We start from the raw sequence: 556 nt of genomic DNA, 5'->3' as shown, positions 1-556 counted from the left end.
ATGTCACGGGTCAGGGTTTCACCCGCCTTGAGTGACTGCACGTCGCTGTGGCTGTTGTTTAAGGTGTAGGTCCAGTTACCGTCGGCATCRATGCTGAAGAAACCGTAGTTGCCATCGGCRACATTGGTTTGCACTTGAAATACCGCTTCGCCGTTGTCGACGTCGGTGACGGTTAAGGTGCCAGCCACCGTTTGTACTGTGCCTGGCAGGGTGTCGGAATCGCCGTCTTCRGTGACGGTGCCAGCATCGCTGTCGCCGTTACCGACCGTGATGTCAGCGGGATCGTTCGCGCCGACAATGGTGATGGTCACGGTGTGGCTGGCGGTGCCATCGGCACTGGTGACCGTGATGTCACGGGTCAGGGTTTCACCCGCCTTGAGTGACTGCACGTCGCTGTGGCTGTTGTTTAAGGTGTAGGTCCAGTTACCGTCGGCATCAATGCTGAAGAAACCGTAGTTGCCATCGGCGACATTGGTTTGCACTTGRAATACCGCTTCGCCGTTGTCGACGTCGGTGACGGTTAAGGTGCCGGCCACCGTTTGTACTGTGCCTGGCA

Annotated in this window: 1 protein-coding gene; it reads right to left on the bottom strand. The window is 57.6% G+C overall.

The genetic code is table 11. The annotated features are described in order from the left end of the window. Window positions 1-556 (bottom strand): VCBS domain-containing protein (locus L5M10_RS24080; protein WP_263256118.1); only part of this gene is annotated, 556 nt, incomplete at both ends.

Source organism: Shewanella sp. SM32 (genome assembly GCF_025654235.1).
Lineage (GTDB): Bacteria > Pseudomonadota > Gammaproteobacteria > Enterobacterales > Shewanellaceae > Shewanella > Shewanella oncorhynchi.
Note: the sequence above shows the minus strand (reverse complement) of the source record. Positions and strands in the feature narration are given on the sequence as shown.